This is a genomic window from Virgibacillus alimentarius (assembly GCF_000709085.1).
GTDB classification, from domain to species: Bacteria; Bacillota; Bacilli; order Bacillales; family Amphibacillaceae; genus Virgibacillus_B; species Virgibacillus_B alimentarius.
This window is the reverse complement of sequence record NZ_JFBD01000045.1, coordinates 1-15,170: the sequence shown is the minus strand read 5'-3', so window position 1 is coordinate 15,170 and position 15,170 is coordinate 1. Positions and strand designations below refer to the sequence as shown.

Here is a 15,170-nt window from a genome sequence, read left to right as displayed (position 1 = left end):
AATGAAAACATTTAAACTAAAACGTTTGGAAATCATTGAGGAAAAAGAAGAAGATATCCATTTAACAGATATACCACTAATCGATGGATTAACGATTAATCGTGAGGACGAAGAAAATACGTGGCTCATCGAAGCATATATTGAACAAGCGTATTTGGAGTTCTTTAAAAATTTACAGGAAGAAAAAGATGAAGTATTGATCCAAGTAAAAATAACGAAAGAGAGCAATAGTCCTGCAACCTTCCTTACGTCCATCATTGGTGTTAATGAAATTGGTTCAAAAATGAACGTATTATTCAAAGGTTCTATTGTGGATAAGCAAAAGGACAAAATTCAAGAAATGCTTACCGCATTAGTTGAAGAAGGGTATCAGGGAGAGGAACTTCTTGAGAAATTTAAGGAGTTATTATAAAGAAGACGATACCTTTATGATCTATAAAATAAAATAAGGAAAACACAAGCATTCATGCATTACGACTGCTATAATGAATGTATGTTTTTAAATTTTTATATCAGCGAAGAAGGAGTAGCAAGATGAACTTTCGCCGAATTCACTGGATAAACAGACTATCACCAGTACAAATCTTATTATTATTTTATTTTATAGCTGTGATTGTATCCACAATTGTATTAGCTTTACCGATTGCACATCAGGATGGTGTAGATATCCCATTTATTGACATCCTTTTTACTGCAGTCAGTGCACTTAGTGTGACAGGTTTGAGCACGATTACGATTGCAAATTCATTAAGTACAACAGGCATTATTTTGCTTGCTGTCATACTGCAACTTGGTGCTGTGGGTGTAATGGCGATCGGTACCTTTATCTGGCTTCTTTTAGGTAAAAAGATCGGATTAAAAGAACGCCGTTTAATTATGACTGATCAAAACCAAACAACGTTTGAAGGCATGGTTCATTTAATTAAGCAAATTATTTATGTTCTTTTTACTATTGAATTTATTGGTTTTATTGTCCTTGGGACATATTTCTTGCAATACTTTCCAACTGCAAAAGAAGCCTATTTGCATGGTTTTTTTGGAACAATCAGCGCAATATCTAATGGTGGATTTGATATAACAGGTCAATCCTTAATGGTCTTTAAACATGATTACTTTGTCCAATTTGTAAACATGTTATTGATTATTTTTGGAGCAATCGGTTTTCCTGTACTGATAGAAGTAAAGAAATTTATATTCGCAAAATCGGCTGAAAGGGAACATTTCCGATTTAGTCTTTTTACAAAAGTAACGACAAGTACGTTTTTTATTTTGATTATGATAGGAACGTTATTTATTTATTTATTAGATAGCGGAAATTTCTTTGCTGATAAAGCGTGGCATGAAAATCTATTTTATTCCTTGTTTCAATCGGTTACGACGAGAAGTGGTGGATTATCAACCATGGATGTCAGTTTGTTAACGGAACAAAATCATCTCTTTATGTCTATATTGATGTTTATAGGAGCTTCACCAAGCAGTGCTGGTGGCGGTATTCGTACAACCACATTTGCTCTGGTAGTGATTTTCATTCTTACGTACGCTAGAGGTGGGGAAAGAATTCGTATCTTTCGACGTGAAGTTTATGAGGAAGATCTGCTAAAAGCAGTGACCGTTACACTTATGGCAGTTATAACTGTTTTTAGTTCCGTTTTTCTTATTTCCATTATAGAACCTTTTACGATCACACAACTATTATTTGAAGTTACTTCTGCTTTTGGGACGGTTGGTCTATCCTTAGGCATTACAAGCGAATTAACGAGCATCTCTAAAATAATCCTAATGATCTTAATGTTTATTGGACGGGTAGGCATCATAACCTTTTTATTTATGTTTAAAAAGAATAAAAAAAGAGGAAACTACCGTTATCCAAAAGAAAAATTAATTATTGGTTAAAGCATTTAGGAAATAAAAAAGGCTGTTTCAAGCGAGAAGCCCTCAGATTGAAACAGCCTTGAAATACAGTAACAATTTAGCAATAAAACGCTGTGCCGACAATAATTAAAAGGATAAAGAGTACTACAATTAACGCAAAATTGTTTCTTGAACCATATCCGTATCCATAATATCCTTCGTGATAACCACCATCATAACCGTAACTCATCATGATTCACCTCCATAAAACTTACACTACATTGTATGACACCTATAATGTAGTGTATGGACGTTTGTCACGGTTGATTGAGCGAAATTTTGCTTTATTTAGGTTATGTTTATTGGTATGATAAGAAGGTAGGATTTATATCAATGTTCATCAAAAAATAAATTTTGTGTACATACATGCTACAAGGGGGGTGCCAGCTATGTGGGAGACAATTTTTGGTATTGCTTGCTTTGGTATCATTCTGCTAAATCTTGGATATTGTATTTTTGACAAAGGATAATAGTAAAAAAGCGGATTCGCATGTTACCTGCGTTTTCCGCTTTTTATGATGTGTTTAATTTTATCTTGTTAACGCCCATTCATTAAATGGAAAAATAATAAATTCTGACCTTCCAATAATATCATCTCTGGAAATAAAACCCAACCCATTTCGGCTATCCTTACTGATGGCCCGATTATCACCCATTACAAAATAGCTTCCCTCTGGAATTTTAATGGGGCCAAAATTACCAGTAAGCATTTTAGCTTCTTTATTTACAAAATTTTCTTCATATTTTTTACCATTTATATATATATCATGATTTACAATCTCTATTGTTTCTCCAGGCAGTCCAATAATACGCTTCACATAATTTTTTTGTGGCCTCTGAATGATAACAATATCTCCATGTTCAGGGTCACCAATTAAATAAGAAAATTTATTAAAAACAACCCTTTCCCCGTTTTCTAATGTAGGGGCCATACTATCCCCATCGACAATAGATGTTGCAAACACAAAATTTCTTAATAAAAAAGCAATTACAATAGCGATTACAATAGCTTTTATCCATTCCACCCATTCATTTTTCTTTTTTGACTTAGTCAATGAGGACATCCTTTCTCAAAAAAACAAGTTCATATAATATATTAGCACAGTGATTCTTAGGTTTCGAATTATATACAACAGTTATATATATTAAATTATATATATTTAATATATTTTTCAAAACACTTTAGTTATCTAACTTTACATATAAGAACGATTGTTCTATAATCGGTATAATGAATACATTTTTTATATCATGATCCAAATTCTATTTTTCCTCTTTATATGTTAAACTGTCAAAGGTACATTTGTGTGAGGAAGAACCGAAATCTATTCCTACATTGGAAAATAATATTTTTTAATTCGTTGATGAAAACGAAAAGAAAAAGCATCGGAAAGTATATTTTTGCTGACAATACAATAATACATAAAGAGGAGACTATCTTAATTAAATGTGTACATCTGAAAAATTACTTGAACATATCGAGGTTTTACGCAACAAGATGATGACGGTAGCTATAGAAAAAGGATTTACGAGTAAAGAATCAATTAAATTAAGCCAGGAACTAGATAGAATGTTAAATCGATATAGCCGAAAGAAGAATGTGACAGAGAAATAGCTAAGCATCTTCTTTTTTAATGTATTCCTATTATATCATTTTCATTCTTTACTATTTCAAAATATACGTTAAAAATATATAAAGAAATATCAAATTTTTTAAATTTTACTAAATTGTTCACAAAATTATGATTTATTTCCGGAGAAATTGGTTATAATTAAAATGAAGGGAAAGAAAAGGAGTGTATAAAATATGCGATCAAAAATGTATTCATTTGAACAACTTGTTCAAGAAAATAAAAAAGCATTATTGGCTGATGAAAAAAAGATTAGTCAAATTGAAATGAAGTTGGAAAAGAAGCAAACAGATTTAGTTGATCATAAACGAAAAAATCTTGAACTATCGTAGTCGAACATAAATAAATTCTTGAATTAAAAAAGCCAGAAAGCATGGGATGCCGTTTCTGGTTTTTTAGTTTCTTTTTTGTACATCATGTATAACAAGCGCTATGAAAGTTTAAACTGGATCATAACAATCTTATCATTCTAACGTTTTGCATTACCATTGTGAAAGAAGTGAATTCTATGACCCATTCGGATTGGCTTTATGTACTGCTTTATTCCTTCGTTACTATTCAAGCGGAGTACATCTATTTTATATTGGTTTTTTTAGGGGTCTGCATAAGCTATCTCATGATAAAACCTATCATGTCATGGTTTGTCATGCTTCGGTCTATTCGATTCTTAAGCTACTTGACAAGCAGCTTATTCGTTGTTGCCATTTTTTTTACCGTCGTGTTATTCTTGGGTGATCTTTCTGATAGCTTATTGAATTTGTTAAAAATAACATTGCAGTGCCTCGCTATTTGGGGAGGTATTATGATCTTATATCACAGTCTTCAACGGGTTTTAAAAAGAAATAATTAAACCATAAAAGAGGCTGAAAAAAAGTAAGCACCTTTAAGGAACAGCCTCATTGATTCATTTTCGTATTCGTCACTTGAATTGAACTTGTACTTCTTCTATCCATGTCCTCCGGTGTTTCATGTTCGGGCGGTACTAAATGTATTACCAATTCTTTTTCATCCGCTGAAAGTTTGCCATAATGATCCTTTAAAATATGTATTTGTTTTGCATATTTCATAAGTGAAGTCCTTTCATTTAATCAAAATGATACCCTTCCTTTATTACATATACCTTTAAAAGGAAATATTAAAACATGGGAGTATATACAGGAAGTACAGGATTATGTTCTTCTAGGAGGCCACTCCATTTTACCTAAGGATGAAGGGGTGTAATAAGGAGATGTATATTGCTTTTTCTGATGGCGGTGCTTCTTAGGCTTCCAATCGATATAGCGGTAGATGATCCTTTTAGCCTGTGAAAGCGACATTCTCGTTTTTGGGTTTCGATAACTTTGATCGAGTGTACCTAGATGCTTAAGTTCCTTAAAATCTGTTTTGGTTGGAGGGACATGAAAATAATAATTATCCACTTTAACAAGTGAAGTGGAGTGTTGGTTACTCCGTTTTGGATGGTCTGAAAAGTGAAGGCCAATCTTTGTTGCACGTTTTTCCTGGAGTAATCGCTGAATGGTTTTCTTTTTTATATAGTATAAATGCTTAGGTTCTGGGGCAGTTTTAGCATGTCTATTAATGGTATAGATAGCTTTAGCGAGTTCATGTAAAGGAATTTGTTCACCCATGGGAAAATTCTCCTTTCTTCATTTGTCATAAATTAAGCTTAACGTAAAGCTCGTCTACTTGCAATATAATTATTTATTTGACACAAAAAAATGCATTTGGTTGGATGTTGCCAACGGAATGCATTTTTCCTTATTTGCTTGATTGTAATGTATATTCATGTATTTCGGGTTTGCATAAAAAGCGGTATGGCAATCTCGTTGTGCCGATTCCTCTATTGACGTAAAGTGTTAATCTTTCGTTGGTAAACTGATATTCGCCCTGTACATACTTCTCTGCATAGAGGGGGGTATATAAATGTCCCAAAAATGGAAAGCGAACTTGACCTCCGTGACTATGACCTGATAACTGAATATCTACAGGGAATTTGCGGGTTGTATCTGCATAATCAGGTTCATGGGCCAGAATAACCGTAAATAAGTCGGGGTTTGCCTTTCTTAAAGTTTGTTTTAAATTTGGACTTCCAAGCATAACATCATCAATACCGCCTAAAATAAATTGATCGTTACTTTCTTCGATCCGTGCATGTTCATTTTTTAGCAGATGAAAGTCGGCTTGATCCATGATCTTCTTCATCTTGTTTGTGCCATAACCGCCATGATCATGATTGCCATAAATCCAATATTTACCGTGTGTACATGTTAGTTTTTTTAAAGCTTCAGTCAGCTCTCCCTTATTATGAAAATTGTTTGGCTCATCGACCAAATCGCCGGTGAAAACAATTAAATTTGGGTTTAATTTATTTATTTTCTCTACCAACTCATTAAATTGCTCGAGTGTATAGTGAAAACCGATATGGGTATCTGAAAATTGAACGATTTTAAAGTCATTAAAACTTTTTGATAGATTGGATGAAGTAATTGTTTTTTTATGAACGTCAAGTAAAGAAGGTTCTATTTCGCGTGCATAATAGTAAGTTCCACCGCTAAGCCCAATGAAAGCTAAAAAGCTCCCAAATGCCTTTTTTAAAAAAGTTCTTCTGTTCATTGATGCCAACCTTTCTACTAATAGATAAAGCTACTAAGCAATTATAGCATGAAAAATAAAAGGAAAGAGAATGATTTCTTAAAGAATTTTGTAAACATAATCAAGCTAATTCCTGTAATTTTTAGAAAATTGTATATTGACAAAAAAGTATACGCCGGATATAATTTAAACAATTACAAAAATATGTCATTTTCATTTGTAAAGAGCCGTTTTTCGTATAACCTCAATATTCGTTTGGGGGTTTCTACAGGGAACCGTAAACCTTAGCTACGAAAAGGCGCCTTCATTTTGTGTGAGGCACCTTTTCGTAGCTTTTTAATGGCACCTTTTTTTACGTACTTCTGTGTTCTATGAATCTTCCCTGTAATCCTCAAACAAATCATTATCCAAAACTATTGAAAATGGCTTCTATACAAAATACATGGAGGTTGATCGTTTGAAAGACATTCATTTTAAAGTTAATGGAAAAAATGTCTCTGTGAATTGTGCACCAACAAAAACATTATTGGATGTACTTAGAGATGAATTTGATTTAACAGGCAGCAAAGAATGTTGCGGCAAGGGGGAGTGTGGATCTTGTACTGTGTTACTGGATGGAGTTTCTGTTTGTTCTTGTCTTGTTTTAATAGGTCAAATACACGATGTAAGCGTTATCACTGTTGAGGGGATAGGTTTAACGTCGAATATGGATGTTGTACAGCAAGCATTTGTTGATGAAGGTGCAACACAGTGTGGGTATTGTACACCTGGATTGATTGTATCTTCCAGGTCATTCTTAGACGGTATAAACCATGTTCCTACTGATGATGAAGTTAAAACAGCACTTGGGGGCAACCTTTGTCGATGCACCGGATACACCAAAATAATGAAAGCAGTACAAACAGCCGCAAGGAAACAACTTACGATGGAAGAGACGACGAATTGAATAAAAAAGGAATGTCGGCAATATTGCTTGCGGCAGGTTTCTCCAGCCGAATGGGAAAATTAAAGGCTTTACTTCCGTGGCAAGGAAAAACACTGATCGAATACCAAATCGAACAAATACACCAGGCGAGAGTACGTGAAATTGTTGTTGTTCTTGGCTACCAAGCAGACCAGCTTCATTCAGTGATGACGCAGTATGATCATTTGAAAATTGTAAGAAATGATCATTACAAGCAAGGAAAGAGCTCATCCATTCGAATTGGAGCATCAAATGTTTCTGATAATGCGAAAGGTATTTTCATATGTAACGTAGACCAGCCCGTGCCAAGTCATACCTTAACGAAGATGTCAGATAAATTAATTCAATCTGCAGCGATCATACCTGTTTACGAAAATAAACGGGGACATCCAATTTTATTCCACGGCAATTTGAAAGATGACTTATTAGCTGTTCGCGAAAATACAAAAGGATTAAGACAAATTGTCAGTGATTATGCTGAGCGTATCATGTATTTAGAAGTTCAGGATCCATCCATTCTGTTTAACTTTAACAAACCAGAGGATTATCTTAAAAATTTTTCTGAAGGGGGCTTACCATGAAAGTTTCAGAAATAGAAATGATTTCACCACAAACGGTTGAAGAATGCCTATACCATCTTGGCGAAAAGGATAAAACATCGCGTTTTATTGCAGGTGGAACAGATGCAGTTGTTCGTATGAAAGATGGTGCTTGGCTACCAGATACGTGGATTAATATCAAACAACTGGATTCACTTCGTTATATTAAGGAAGAGGAGAATGGAATCCACATTGGGCCACTCACGACACATACAGATATTGTCCATTCAGGATTACTTCAAAAAAAAGCAGATGTATTAACAGCCGCCTCAAAAGAAGTTGGTGCCGTACAACTGCAAAATATGGGAACCATTGGGGGAAATATTGCCACTGCTTCACCGGCAGGGGATACCATACCAACTCTTTTCGTCCTCGATGCGCAAATTGAACTAACCTCATTGATGGAAAAACGAATTGTACCTATCAATGAATTTTTTGTGGGACCGGGCAGAACCGTGCAAGCACAAGAGGAAATGATTACAAATATTATCATACGCCCGCAAACGGAGAATGAAATTGGTATTTTTGAAAAGCTAGGACCGCGTAAGGCGCAATCCATTTCTATTGTTAATGTCGCCATTTCATTAAAAATGGGTGAAAAGTCCAGAGAATGTCTCGGCGGAAAAATCGCATTTGGTTCAGTCGCGCCAACAATCGTTCGATCTGAAAAATGTGAAAGGATGCTTACCATAAATCCGCTCCATGATGAAGCAATTCAGGATATAGCAGGAGCTGCCTGGAAAGAAGTGATGCCCATTTCAGATGTTAGAGCAAGTGCCAAATATAGACGGAGCATGGCAAGTGCATTGTTAGAGCGCGGGTTATACCGTTTAATGAAAAGGTGGGATGAAAGATGAGTAAACAAGTGGAAGAAACACAAGCATACAAAGATAAGCAAAATTTACAATGGGTCGGTAAACCTGTAAAAAGAATCGATGGATCTGAAAAAGTGACAGGGGAACAGAAATATAAAACGGATTATAACTATCCAAATATGGTGTGGGGAAAAGTATTGCGCGCAAAGTATCCCTTTGCTAAGATCAAATCAATTGATACAACAAAGGCGGAAGCTCATCCGGATGTGGTTTGTGTGCTTACACATAAGGATATCCCAGGTTTTAATGGTTTTGGAATTGTAACACCAGATCAGCCTGTTTTATGCGAAAATGTTGTTCGGTGTACAGGAGACGCTGTGGCTCTTGTAGGGGCAGAAACACTTGAAGCAGCCGAATCGGCTCTTGAATTAATTGAGGTGGACTATGAAGTGCTTGACCCTGTTACTGACGCTGAAAAGGCAATGGTTCAAGGCGCTCCCAAGCTCCATCCAGATGGAAATATCCACAGCCATGTGTCTATTCGTAATGGAGATATTGATAAAGGTTTTGAAGAGGCAGACTATATATTCGAGAACACTTTTTATTCACCAAGACAAATGCATGCTTTTATTGAAACAGAGGGCGGCTGGGGAATGCTTAAGCCTGATGGTTCACTCATGATACAATGCCCTGCACAATATGGCCACAGAGACAAATTGCAAATCGCGCGGGCGCTTGCATTAAATCCGGAAAGAATTCATGTTTACTCCAGTCCAAATGGTGGTGGCTTTGGAGGAAAAGATGAGATTACGGTACAGATTCACCTTGCATTATTAGCACATAACATTAGCGGCAGACCAGTCAAAATTCACTTAAGTCGTGAAGAATCTGTACTTGCCGGAATCAAACGCCATCCTTTTAAAGTTACTGTTAAAACAGGTGCAACCAAGGATGGAAGCCTAGTAGCAAATAAAGTATGTGCTATTGCAGATACAGGTGCATATGCTTCACTTGGAGGTGCAGTAACTGCACTGGCTATCGAACACGCATCAGGACCTTATAAAATTCCGAATGTTGATATGGAAGGTTTTTGCGTCTATACAAATAATGGAATTGCAGGTGCTTTTCGTGGTTTTGGAGTAAATCAAGTTTGCACAGGGATTGAAACACATATCGATATGCTGGCAGAAAAAACAGGTCTTGATCCCGTTGAGATTAGAAAGAAAAATGCATACCGCCAGGGCGATGTTTCAAGCTTAGGTCATGTTGTCAAATCGAGCGTTGGTACAATCGAAACATTAGAGAAAGCTGAACAATGTGACCTGTGGAAAAATAGAGATTTATATAAATCCCAAGTTAGTGAACCATGGAAGAAGAGAGGTGTTGCAATAGCTACTTCGTTTCATGGTGTGGGGATGGGTCTTGGCAGCCCTGATTATGGAGCGGCTACCATGGAACTGCTTGAGGATGGTCGATTTAAAGTCGGAGTAGCCATTGAAGAAATTGGTACTGGAAATGGAACGGTTTACGCACAAGTTGCTGCGGAGTGTCTCAAATGCAGTCTTGATCATATCATCGTTGTCCAGGGTGATACAACAAAAACACTCGATAGCGGCACTATTTCCGCTTCTAGGTCAACATACACTGGTGGTCGAGCAATCGCAACAGCCGCGCCCAACATGATTAATTTGCTTTCAGAAACTGCCGCAGAAATCTTAGATGTACCCAAATCTGAAATAGAGCTGGCCAACAATAAATTAATGGTCGCAGGGGATGAAAGCCAGTTTGTAACATATAAGCAAATTTGTGAAATTTTATTAGATAAACGTAAATCAACACGAGTAGAAGGTCACTTTTATTTGCCAAAAGAAAAAGAAGAACTTCGAAACTCTGGCGGTGCTCCCCATCACTTATACGGCTATATGACACACGTTGTAATGGTAGAAGTGGATACACTCACAGGACAAACAGATGTCCTGAAAGTCGTAGCGATTCCAGATGCGGGAAAAGTCTTAAATCCACAAGGTCTTGAAGGACAATCGGAGGGTGGTGCCGTTATGGGAATTGGCTACACCTTGTATGAAGATGTGCTGATCGAAGATGGGATGCATAAAACGAAAAATTTTACAGATTACATTATACCGACTATTCGGGAAACGCCTGAGATTGTAACAATACCAGTAGAGTCTAATGAGGAAACCGGACCGTTTGGGGCAAAGGGAATTGCTGAGGTTGTCATGATACCAATCATTCCAGCAATCATGGCAGCAATTCATGACGCGACAGGAGCACGAATTAACCGTCTGCCAGCCACTCCAGAACGTATTTATCATGCTATGCAGGCAACGAAAAAGCCATCGCTTATTTCGAGGTGATCCCAATGATGAGCGAGGAGTTATTTAAAAGGCTTACAAAAGCAGTTAATGAGCATAACGATGCCGTTCTCATTACAATTACGAATCTTCCAGAAATATCTTTCATCGGCGCAAAAATTATTCTTTATAAGGATGGAACTTTATACGATGAAAGTAAAATGCCGCAAGACTTCCAGCAGAAAATAATAGAGAATTGTCTGCCATTATTAGAACAAAAGAAAACAAAAACAATTGATGTTGTTTATCGCAACACACATATAGAATGTTACGTAGAAATTTTTCCAGTTCCTCCACATTTAATTGTGGCAGGAGCTGGGCATGTATCAGAACCTGTCGCCGAAGTAGGCAAAATGCTCGGTTTTTATGTAACGGTTATTGATGACCGCAAGGAATTTGCGAATACTAAAAAGTTTCCATATGCAGATGAAGTTGTCTGTTCATCGTATATTGATTTTTTCAGAAATGTTCCCATTACATCAGAAACTTATATACTATTATTAACACGGGGGCATAAATTTGATGTTGTCAGTTTACAAGAGTTATTAAAACGTGAAGAAATGCTGGATGTAGAAGAACGTACCGTATATATCGGAATGATAGGCAGCAGAAGAAGAATTTCTGGTGTGTTTGAACAACTGAAAGATGAATTTACAGACCATAACTTTATTAATATTTATTCCCCTGTAGGTCTTGATGTTGGTGCACAGACCCCTGTAGAAATTGCAATTAGTATTTTAGCAGAAATTTTAAAGGTGAAAAATCAGGCCAGTGGGAGTTCTTTAAAAGAAAAAATATCGAGTTATTCAAAATTAATTTTTCGGGAGAGATCGAGAAAATGAATAAGATTGATTTTTATGAGAAGGTGATGTCTGCTCGCAAAGAAAGTAAGCGCGCCGCAGTTGCCACCATTATTAGAACGAAAGGGTCCATACCGAGGGAAACCGGTGCAAAAATGATCATTTATTCAGATGGAGACATCGACGGTACCATCGGTGGAGGCTGTGGTGAGGGAGAAGTAATTGAAAAGTCTTTTGCGGTCATAGAGAGAGGTATTCCCATGCAGCATCAAGTGGACTTAACCCAAGGTTTATTTTATGAAGATGGTGGAATTTGCGGCGGAATTATGGATGTGTTCATTGAACCGATACAATAAAAGGTGAGCTTTTCTTATTATATCAGCAGTATCCATGTATAACCAAAAAATTATAAAAATTCCAACTTGACAAACAAAAATAAAACGTTTACATTAATAGATAGTAAATAAAATATTTCCAACGAAGTAAAAGTGTTCATACGCATTTATTTCTAAATATTTTGTGGCGGTATCGTGCATTTCTGTTTATCGGAAAAGAATGAACCGCAGCAAATTCCTGTTAATGCAGGGATTGCTGTGGTTTTTTTGCTTTCTTGATTCAACCAAAGAAAGTAATAGACGATATGTCGTTTACATTTCGCAGGTGATGTATGTGCTTACATGTAATTTTCAGAATAGTCACTTTATTATGCGTCCGTTTTTAACAAGGTATTCATCTGGAAATGAAAAATGGAGAATATATTTTAACTAGCGTTATCGCTGAGATGATAAAGGAAGTGATAAAGGAATAAATCGTATTTTCACCAATCCATGTTTCGTCCATCTACTGTAGCCAAAGATTTTGGGAGGGAAAATAGTATGTCAAATCTAGGACAGGAACAAGAAATAAAATATGACAGACACCCTGAAGAAAAGAGGCAGCCAGAAATTGAAGTGAAAATCGGTAAAAATAAACAACAATCAGGCTTGGATCAGTTTTTTAAACTAACCGAGCGGGCAACAGATGTGAAAACTGAAATTCTCGCAGGTATAACTACCTTTGTTTCGATGAGTTATATTATCTTTGTCATTCCAATGATGCTTGCGGACGCAGGGATGCCACGAGATGCTACACTTGCAGCAACCATTTTTGTTGCTTTATTTGCTACCATTGTATTTGCCTTGTGGTCCAATTTCCCTGCTGCTGTGGCACCGGGGATCGGACTGGTCGCATTCTTTACATATACCGTTGTAATTGGTGAGGGATTGACTTGGCAGGCAGGGTTAGGTGCTGTATTTATATCGGGGATTGTCTTTCTTATCCTTACAATTACAGGGATACGAACAATGATTATCTACGGCATTCCAGATTCTTTAAAATCCGCGATAACGGTAGGAATTGGTTTGTTTATTACCTTTCTCGGTCTTCAGAATGCTGGATTAGTTATTTCTGATGAATCGAATATCGTAGCAATAGGGGATATAACAGCTACGGGACCTTTACTTTCATTATTTGGCCTTATTATAGCAGGGATATTAACTGCCAGAAATGTAAAAGGAGGTTTGTTACTTGCCATACTCCTGACGTCTGCCGTTTCGATGATTGTAGGTTATACAGATTCTCCAAGCAGTATTGGAGAAGTATTTTCATTAAATATTCCTAGTTTCAGTGAAACCTTCTTAGCAATGGATTTAGGAGCAGCTGTTGGATTTGGCATTGTTTCCATTATTCTTTCTTTTACGCTTGTTGAATTATTTGATAATACAGGAACACTCATTGGATTTGCTAAAAAAGCAAAACTTGTTCGTAAGGACGGAAAAATTGATGGGATTGATCGTGCGTTGCAGGCCGATGCCGCCGGGACTCTTTTAAGTGCTTCTTTGGGTGGGACAGCTTTAAATGCCTATGCAGAGAATGCGACTGGTATTGCTGAAGGTGGAAGAACCGGTTTAAAAGCGCTTGTAGTAGCAGCGTTATTTGGATGTACGTTGTTTATCGCTCCTTTGATTTCTTATATTCCAACTGAAGCTATTGCACCTGCTTTAATTCTTGTTGGGGCATTTATGCTTCCGGAAATTAAAAATATTGCATTTGATGACTTTACCATTGTCATACCTGTTATGCTCACGATTATTATGATGCCGCTTACATTTAGTATAGCCGAAGGTCTTGCATTTGGGTTCATCTCTTATACGTTATTGAAACTAGGTACCGGACAAATGAAACAGATCCATCCCGTTATGTATTTTGTTACAGCAGCGTTTATCCTCCATTTCATCATTTAAAAGCCTTGTTGATAATAAAGATGCTTTTACATCAGAGCATCTTTATTATTAAACATTCTCCTTTTCTTTAAAATATATAGATTGCATTATGATACAAGCTCTTCAACGCTTAATTTGTACAAAAACTTCTCTTCATGTAAACAATCAGCGTAAATTTATTTCTTGTTTAATATTTCTTCTTTAGCGATCACTTTTTAATCATTTCAAGGATATGGATTTATGCAGTTCTCTTAAATAATTATCTAAGGAGGTGAATGCAGACCGAAATATACAACTTACTGTTATATGTATATGTTGCGTTAGCAAAGGATGGATTCAATACGAAGATAGGGGGATGATGATGTGTCAAAACAAGCGGAAGATATCCAGGAAAAAAGTAATACTGTAGGTCCTAATCAAAAGGGGTTATTAGAGAAGGTATTTAAGCTATCCGAAAGAGGAACAAACGCCAGAACGGAAATTATAGCCGGCATTACTTCGTTTTTAGCAATGAGTTATATTATTATTGTAAATCCGATGATTTTAGCTGATGCAGGTATTCCACATGAAGCTGCTCTAGCCGCAACGATTTATGCGAGTGTTTTTTGTACGCTCTTGTTTGCACTTTGGGTAAACTATCCTGTTGCTATTGCACCCGGAATGGGCTTGAACGCATTCTTTACGTATACCGTTGTCATCGGTGAGGGACTAACATGGCAAACCGCTCTTGGTGCTGTGTTTATATCCGGACTCGTGTTCTTTATTTTAACTGTAACCGGAATCCGGACAAAAATTGTAGAAGGAGTTCCTGCCCCATTGAAGTCAGCAATTGGTGTAGGAATCGGTTTATTTATTGCATTTATCGGATTTCAGAATGCTGGTTTAGTTGTTACGGATGAATCAACCGTTGTCAGCTTGGGCGACGTGACAAAAGCAGGTCCTTTAATAGCGATAATCGGTGTCATCATAGCTGGATTTTTAATGGCAAAAAATATAAAAGGAGGGCTTTTGATTACGATCGCAACTACTACCATTATTGCGATGATCGGTGGTGCTGCAGCTGTCCCTAAAGGGATTGGAGATATTATTTCGTTTAAATTGCCAAGTATGTCTGAGACTTTCATGCAGATGGATATTATGGGAGCTGTTGGGTATGGCGTGATCGCTGTTATTTTTTCTTTCACCATTGTGGAATTATTTGATAACCTGGCAACATTGATTGGCT

17 protein-coding genes and 1 riboswitch are annotated in these 15,170 nt (G+C 36.6%); of the genes, 12 read left to right on the top strand and 5 right to left on the bottom strand.

The window, feature by feature from the left end; translation table 11 throughout:
- Nucleotide 1: 1 nt before the first annotated feature.
- Together GZ63_RS0107780 and GZ63_RS0107775 are read left to right on the top strand one after the other, a co-directional pair.
- A complete protein-coding gene (locus GZ63_RS0107780; RefSeq protein ID WP_029268351.1) occupies nucleotides 2-412 on the top strand; it encodes a YwpF family protein in 411 nt (136 codons plus the stop codon).
- Between the two features lie 122 nt (nucleotides 413-534).
- Nucleotides 535-1,893, top strand: a complete 1,359-nt coding sequence (locus tag GZ63_RS0107775; RefSeq protein WP_029268350.1) for a TrkH family potassium uptake protein — start codon at nucleotides 535-537, stop codon at nucleotides 1,891-1,893.
- Between the two features lie 76 nt (nucleotides 1,894-1,969).
- Here GZ63_RS0107775 and GZ63_RS17375 read toward each other — a convergent pair whose 3' ends face one another.
- Nucleotides 1,970-2,101 carry a YjcZ family sporulation protein gene (locus tag GZ63_RS17375; protein ID WP_156947701.1) on the bottom strand — a complete coding sequence of 44 codons (132 nt, stop codon included), beginning with the start codon at nucleotides 2,099-2,101 and terminating at the stop codon, nucleotides 1,970-1,972.
- A 340-nt stretch (nucleotides 2,102-2,441) separates the two neighbouring features.
- Nucleotides 2,442-2,966, bottom strand: coding sequence for a signal peptidase I (gene lepB / locus GZ63_RS0107760; RefSeq protein ID WP_029268349.1), 525 nt, complete (start codon nucleotides 2,964-2,966; stop codon nucleotides 2,442-2,444).
- Nucleotides 2,967-3,358: 392 nt separating this feature from the next.
- Between lepB and GZ63_RS17370 the strand changes: the two genes are divergently transcribed.
- Nucleotides 3,359-3,526 (top strand): aspartyl-phosphate phosphatase Spo0E family protein, encoded by a 168-nt coding sequence (locus tag GZ63_RS17370; protein WP_084179102.1) that lies wholly within the window; start codon nucleotides 3,359-3,361, stop codon nucleotides 3,524-3,526.
- A 192-nt stretch (nucleotides 3,527-3,718) separates the two neighbouring features.
- Nucleotides 3,719-3,874 (top strand): FbpB family small basic protein, encoded by a 156-nt coding sequence (locus GZ63_RS17365; RefSeq protein ID WP_084179099.1) that lies wholly within the window; start codon nucleotides 3,719-3,721, stop codon nucleotides 3,872-3,874.
- Nucleotides 3,875-4,438: 564 nt separating this feature from the next.
- Here the strand turns inward: GZ63_RS17365 and GZ63_RS17865 are convergent.
- The 3 genes from GZ63_RS17865 to GZ63_RS0107735 all read right to left on the bottom strand — a co-directional run bounded on the left by GZ63_RS17865 (nucleotide 4,439) and on the right by GZ63_RS0107735 (nucleotide 6,155).
- Complete coding sequence (locus GZ63_RS17865; RefSeq protein WP_156947700.1) at nucleotides 4,439-4,609, bottom strand: hypothetical protein; 171 nt, start codon at nucleotides 4,607-4,609, stop codon at nucleotides 4,439-4,441.
- 102 nt (nucleotides 4,610-4,711) lie between these two features.
- Nucleotides 4,712-5,170, bottom strand: coding sequence for a YkyB family protein (locus GZ63_RS0107740; RefSeq protein WP_029268348.1), 459 nt, complete (start codon nucleotides 5,168-5,170; stop codon nucleotides 4,712-4,714).
- Nucleotides 5,171-5,300: 130 nt separating this feature from the next.
- Nucleotides 5,301-6,155 carry a metallophosphoesterase gene (locus tag GZ63_RS0107735; protein WP_029268347.1) on the bottom strand — a complete coding sequence of 285 codons (855 nt, stop codon included), beginning with the start codon at nucleotides 6,153-6,155 and terminating at the stop codon, nucleotides 5,301-5,303.
- A 193-nt stretch (nucleotides 6,156-6,348) separates the two neighbouring features.
- A riboswitch (purine riboswitch) is annotated at nucleotides 6,349-6,445 on the top strand.
- A gap of 146 nt (nucleotides 6,446-6,591) precedes the next feature.
- On the opposite strand from GZ63_RS0107735, the gene GZ63_RS0107730 reads away from it, so the two are divergent.
- From GZ63_RS0107730 to GZ63_RS0107690, 8 genes are all read left to right on the top strand, one after another.
- A complete protein-coding gene (locus GZ63_RS0107730; protein WP_029268346.1) occupies nucleotides 6,592-7,080 on the top strand; it encodes a (2Fe-2S)-binding protein in 489 nt (162 codons plus the stop codon).
- Nucleotides 6,999-7,679 carry a nucleotidyltransferase family protein gene (locus GZ63_RS0107725; protein WP_084179096.1) on the top strand — a complete coding sequence of 227 codons (681 nt, stop codon included), beginning with the start codon at nucleotides 6,999-7,001 and terminating at the stop codon, nucleotides 7,677-7,679. Before GZ63_RS0107730 ends, GZ63_RS0107725 begins: the two co-directional genes overlap by 82 nt.
- Nucleotides 7,676-8,554: an FAD binding domain-containing protein gene (locus tag GZ63_RS0107720; RefSeq protein WP_029268344.1), complete on the top strand. Its 879-nt coding sequence runs from the start codon at nucleotides 7,676-7,678 to the stop codon at nucleotides 8,552-8,554. Before GZ63_RS0107725 ends, GZ63_RS0107720 begins: the two co-directional genes overlap by 4 nt.
- A complete protein-coding gene (locus GZ63_RS0107715; RefSeq protein WP_051681424.1) occupies nucleotides 8,551-10,887 on the top strand; it encodes a xanthine dehydrogenase family protein molybdopterin-binding subunit in 2,337 nt (778 codons plus the stop codon). The genes GZ63_RS0107720 and GZ63_RS0107715 overlap by 4 nt, the downstream gene beginning before the upstream one ends.
- A gap of 8 nt (nucleotides 10,888-10,895) precedes the next feature.
- The gene (locus tag GZ63_RS0107710; protein WP_029268342.1) at nucleotides 10,896-11,726 is read left to right on the top strand and encodes an XdhC family protein; all 831 of its coding nucleotides are present in this window, start codon (nucleotides 10,896-10,898) and stop codon (nucleotides 11,724-11,726) included.
- Nucleotides 11,723-12,040, top strand: coding sequence for an XdhC family protein (locus GZ63_RS0107705; protein WP_029268341.1), 318 nt, complete (start codon nucleotides 11,723-11,725; stop codon nucleotides 12,038-12,040). The genes GZ63_RS0107710 and GZ63_RS0107705 overlap by 4 nt, the downstream gene beginning before the upstream one ends.
- Before the next feature lie 519 nt (nucleotides 12,041-12,559).
- Complete coding sequence (locus GZ63_RS0107700; RefSeq protein ID WP_084179093.1) at nucleotides 12,560-13,966, top strand: NCS2 family permease; 1,407 nt, start codon at nucleotides 12,560-12,562, stop codon at nucleotides 13,964-13,966.
- 363 nt (nucleotides 13,967-14,329) lie between these two features.
- On the top strand, nucleotides 14,330-15,170 hold an 841-nt coding region (locus GZ63_RS0107690; RefSeq protein WP_029268339.1), incomplete at its 3' end, for an NCS2 family permease.

Excerpts from the sequence above, each read along its gene's own strand:
- GZ63_RS0107780 (WP_029268351.1), top strand. The coding sequence starts at position 2 with ATGAAAACATTTAAACTAAAACGTTTGGAAATCATTGAGGAAAAAGAA.
- GZ63_RS0107775 (WP_029268350.1), top strand. The coding sequence starts at position 535 with ATGAACTTTCGCCGAATTCACTGGATAAACAGACTATCACCAGTACAA.
- GZ63_RS17375 (WP_156947701.1), bottom strand. The coding sequence starts at position 2,101 with ATGAGTTACGGTTATGATGGTGGTTATCACGAAGGATATTATGGATAC.
- GZ63_RS17370 (WP_084179102.1), top strand. The coding sequence starts at position 3,359 with ATGTGTACATCTGAAAAATTACTTGAACATATCGAGGTTTTACGCAAC.
- GZ63_RS17365 (WP_084179099.1), top strand. The coding sequence starts at position 3,719 with ATGCGATCAAAAATGTATTCATTTGAACAACTTGTTCAAGAAAATAAA.
- GZ63_RS17865 (WP_156947700.1), bottom strand. The coding sequence starts at position 4,609 with ATGAAATATGCAAAACAAATACATATTTTAAAGGATCATTATGGCAAA.
- GZ63_RS0107740 (WP_029268348.1), bottom strand. The coding sequence starts at position 5,170 with ATGGGTGAACAAATTCCTTTACATGAACTCGCTAAAGCTATCTATACC.
- GZ63_RS0107735 (WP_029268347.1), bottom strand. The coding sequence starts at position 6,155 with ATGAACAGAAGAACTTTTTTAAAAAAGGCATTTGGGAGCTTTTTAGCT.
- GZ63_RS0107725 (WP_084179096.1), top strand. The coding sequence starts at position 6,999 with ATGCACCGGATACACCAAAATAATGAAAGCAGTACAAACAGCCGCAAG.
- GZ63_RS0107720 (WP_029268344.1), top strand. The coding sequence starts at position 7,676 with ATGAAAGTTTCAGAAATAGAAATGATTTCACCACAAACGGTTGAAGAA.
- GZ63_RS0107715 (WP_051681424.1), top strand. The coding sequence starts at position 8,551 with ATGAGTAAACAAGTGGAAGAAACACAAGCATACAAAGATAAGCAAAAT.
- GZ63_RS0107710 (WP_029268342.1), top strand. The coding sequence starts at position 10,896 with ATGAGCGAGGAGTTATTTAAAAGGCTTACAAAAGCAGTTAATGAGCAT.
- GZ63_RS0107705 (WP_029268341.1), top strand. The coding sequence starts at position 11,723 with ATGAATAAGATTGATTTTTATGAGAAGGTGATGTCTGCTCGCAAAGAA.
- GZ63_RS0107700 (WP_084179093.1), top strand. The coding sequence starts at position 12,560 with ATGTCAAATCTAGGACAGGAACAAGAAATAAAATATGACAGACACCCT.